General features: G+C 59.8%; 4 protein-coding genes. All 4 read right to left on the minus strand.

Annotated features, from left to right (window positions below):
• Nucleotides 1-170: 170 nt before the first annotated feature.
• The gene (locus ABF824_RS15995; protein WP_415489952.1) at nucleotides 171-1,697 is read right to left on the minus strand and encodes an MDR family MFS transporter; all 1,527 of its coding nucleotides are present in this window, start codon (nucleotides 1,695-1,697) and stop codon (nucleotides 171-173) included.
• A gap of 91 nt (nucleotides 1,698-1,788) precedes the next feature.
• Nucleotides 1,789-2,418: an O-methyltransferase gene (locus tag ABF824_RS16000; RefSeq protein WP_415489953.1), complete on the minus strand. Its 630-nt coding sequence runs from the start codon at nucleotides 2,416-2,418 to the stop codon at nucleotides 1,789-1,791.
• Nucleotides 2,419-2,454: 36 nt separating this feature from the next.
• Nucleotides 2,455-3,054, minus strand: coding sequence for a PadR family transcriptional regulator (locus ABF824_RS16005; protein ID WP_415489954.1), 600 nt, complete (start codon nucleotides 3,052-3,054; stop codon nucleotides 2,455-2,457).
• Nucleotides 3,055-3,465: 411 nt separating this feature from the next.
• On the minus strand, nucleotides 3,466-3,645 hold a 180-nt coding region (locus ABF824_RS16010; RefSeq protein WP_415489955.1), incomplete at its 5' end, for a hypothetical protein.

Here is a 3,645-nt window from a genome sequence, read left to right on the forward strand (position 1 = left end):
CTCATATTGTGTTCATGAAGCTATAGTGACACCAGATGTTGTGCCTTGCACGAACAAAATGGCGGGCTGCACCTTCCTGAGCGCTGTAACCCGCAGTTTTCCTTGGCCGACGATCTGAATTTTTTTACACGCCACGATCGTCCGTCGGGAGAATCATATCGGCAGATTCTCTATTCACTCTCCGCTTTACTTCGCGAGGTGACCTGACGCACCATCAACCCCACGATCAGCAGGAATGCCAGGAACATGAAGCTGCTGCTCACGCTCAGGCTGGCGCTGATCGCGCCCTTGTAGGCCTCGGTCACCTCTGAATGCGTAGCGGGAGAAAGCGTGCGGATCGCGGCCATTCCGCTTTGTAGAAATGCCGGCACGTCGATCTTCTCCTGCAGTGCCTGAAGCCGGTTCTGCAAGGTGAGCGCCATCACGCCACCCGAGAGCGCCACGCCGAGCGACCCGCCCAGCGAACGGATAAAGGACATCATGGCGGTGGCGATGCCCAATGATCCGGGCGGCACGGCGTTCTGGATCATCACCGTCGCATTGGGCATGCCGATCCCCATGCCGACACCCAGAGCGCCGAGGCTGAGCAGGAAGAACAAAGCTGGCGCACCATGATGGGCACAGAGTGCGATCAGGCTGAGGGCCGCGAATTCGATACCGACACCGATGGCCAGCAGAAGGGCGTAGCGTTGCGTTCTGGATGAGACATATCCGCCCAGCACCGAACTGATCATCATCGTGCCGACCTGCGGCAGCATCATCAGACCGGACGCCGCCGGCGTCTCCCCAAGAACGAGCTGATAATAGAGAGGCAGAAAGATCATCGACCCCATCATGGCGAATGACATGATGCCGGTCGCGGCGACGCACACGGAGAAAGCCGGGATACGCAACAGGTTCAGATTGATGAGCGGCTCAGGCACCCGCCTTTCCTGCTGGATGAACAACACGAACAGCGTTGTGGTGAGCCCGAGCAGAAGAAATGTCAGCGGCGAGGTCCATGGCAGGGACGTGCCAAGCGAATTGAACAGCAACAGGAAGCCGGCCGTCGCAACGCTCAGCAGAGCGGCTCCGGGATAGTCGATCTGCGGTCTTGTCTCTCTCCGGCCTTCGGGCAGACTCAGCATGATCAACCCGAAGGCGAGAAGCCCGACCGGCAGATTGACGAGAAACACCCAACGCCATGACAGGGCGCTGGTCAGCACACCGCCCAGGAAGGGTCCCGTCACGCTGCTCACCGCAAACGCGCCGGTAAAAAGCCCCTGGTAACGGCCGCGTTGCTGAGGCGACACCATGTCACCGATCACCGTCTGCGACAGCGTCATCAGGCCCCCGGCTCCCACGCCCTGAAGCCCCCGGAACAGAATCAACTGCCACATGCTCTGCGCGATCCCGCATAGAAGCGAGGCGCACAGGAACGAACCGATGCTGAACGCCAGCAACGGCCGACGCCCGAACATGTCGGACAGCTTGCCATACATCGGCGTCGCGATGGTGGAAGTGAGCATGAACGCCGTCACCACCCACGACATGTGGGCCAGACCGCCGAGGTCGCTGACGATGGTGGGGAGCGCGGTCGAGACGATGCTCTGGTCCAGCGCTCCCATGACCATGGTCAGGATGAGGCCGATGAAAACAAGCAGGCGTGTCGAAGGGCTATAGGCAGAGGCTATCTCTGTTGTGGAAGATGACTGCACGAAGAAATCCTATGATGACAAACAAATGGGCCGCATGTCGCTCATAACGAGCACATGCGGCCTCGAATGCTTCTGTTAGGTCCTAAAAGATCTAGCGAGATCCGGTAGCCGGCTCGAAGCGGCTGACTTCAATCCCTGTTCCCACCGGCAGCAGGACGCTCGACATGCCGGGCAGTGTTCGGACGGCCCGGCCATAACGCTTCACATCTTCCGTTCCCGGCCGGATCATGTTGTCCGCCACGACGATCGCTCCGGGATTGAGGCGCGGAAAGAATGCTTCAAGACAGGGCACGTAGAGATCCTTCCACAGATCGACGAAGACGAAATCGACCTTCTGCATAAGGTCTCCGATCATGGACACGGCATCGCCGACCCGGAAATCGATCCAGTCGGCCAGCCCGGCCTTGTCCGCCATGTCGCGGGCATAGGCCGATTTGTAGCCATGCAGTTCCATCGTGATCAGCTTCCCGCCTGTCGCGCGGGCTGCCTCGGAAAGCCATATCCCGGAATAGCCGAAGGATGTGCCTAGCTCGAGAATAGTCGGAGCAGACTGGCTGCGTGCCAGAATGTTCAGCAACTGCCCCGTGTCAGGCCCAATGGCGCGCATGCGCTGGTCCTGACCGCCATCCCGGCCACCGGGCGGCTCCTCGCGTGGGCGGCTCCGCTCCTCCTGCATCCGGGCATGATAGAGATCGAGAACCGTCGTAATTCTGTCGTCCATGATATCATTCCCTGCACCGCTCTGCGGCCGCTATCCTCAAACCTGTTCGATGGCACGAGCCGCTTCGTCGAGCACCGTTGCGATCTTCGCTTCGGCTTCGGCATCCAGACCACCATTGCGCAGGCGAAGACGCAGGGCCGTCTTGAGATTTTCCATCCCCCGCATGACCGGCACGGACAGGGAGCGGCGGTTGCCTTTTCCTTCCGTGTCAGCACTCGCGGCCCGTGCAAGAATTTCGTCCAGCGCGGACTGATTGGAGGCCACGAACGCTTCCCCTTCAGGAGTGATGCCGTAGCTTTTGCGGCCTTCTTCTGACGCTGGGCGGATATAACCTGCTTCTTCCAGCCAGGTGAGCGTCGGATAGATCACACCCGGGCTCGGCGTATAGCTGCCACCGAATTTCTCCTCGATGGTCTTGATAAGCTCGTAGCCGTAGGTCGGGTTTTCCGCGATCAGGGAGAGGACCATAAGGCGCATCTCGCCATAGTCGAAAAGCCGATGACGCCCGCCCCTGCGGCCACCACCGTGATGTCCGCCGCGCCCGTGAGGAGGACGGAGTTCACTGCCGCTGGCCATGCCTTCGGGGGAAAAAGTCTGGCGGTTACGACCGCCTGCGTGTCTGTTTCTGTGTTTCATGATTACCGATATATATTCCGATATATCTTACATCAAGATATATCGGAATATATTTCCTAACTTACCGATGAGCCACCATCTCAGGTGTCACAGGCAATCCATCTGTCAGTTCGCGACAGCAAGAGTGGCGCGCAGATAGTCCAGCTCGAACAGCTTGCGGTCGACGCGCCCACCGAACCTTGGCTGGGAGACGACTGACGTGATCGGCGACGATCCAGGTCTCTCGGCAGCGGGCGGCGTGACGCGCGCGATTTGTCAGGCCGGGCGACCCGGCTCGCGGTCATCCCCCGGGCGAGACCGCTTTTGGTGCCCTCAACCTACTCGCCATCGCCAAAAAGTGTGAACCGACGTGGAAAATTAACCCTACTAGAAGATAATCGGTACCAAAAGCTCTCCCGGCTGTCGGCGGGTTTACTGTGGTCTTCGTGATGGTGCACGCAGGCCTGTTTCGGGATACTGGTCGTGGAGATAATCGGGAAGATCCGGCGTGCGTCTTTTGTGCCGGGAAAGGCGCAGAAGGGGACCTGCGCTTTCGCGCACCGGATTCCCCATCCGCAACCGGGCACCCGAAGAGCCCGCCACACTGACCCA

Source organism: Acetobacter sp., assembly GCF_047721705.1.
Classification (GTDB): Bacteria; Pseudomonadota; Alphaproteobacteria; order Acetobacterales; family Acetobacteraceae; genus Acetobacter.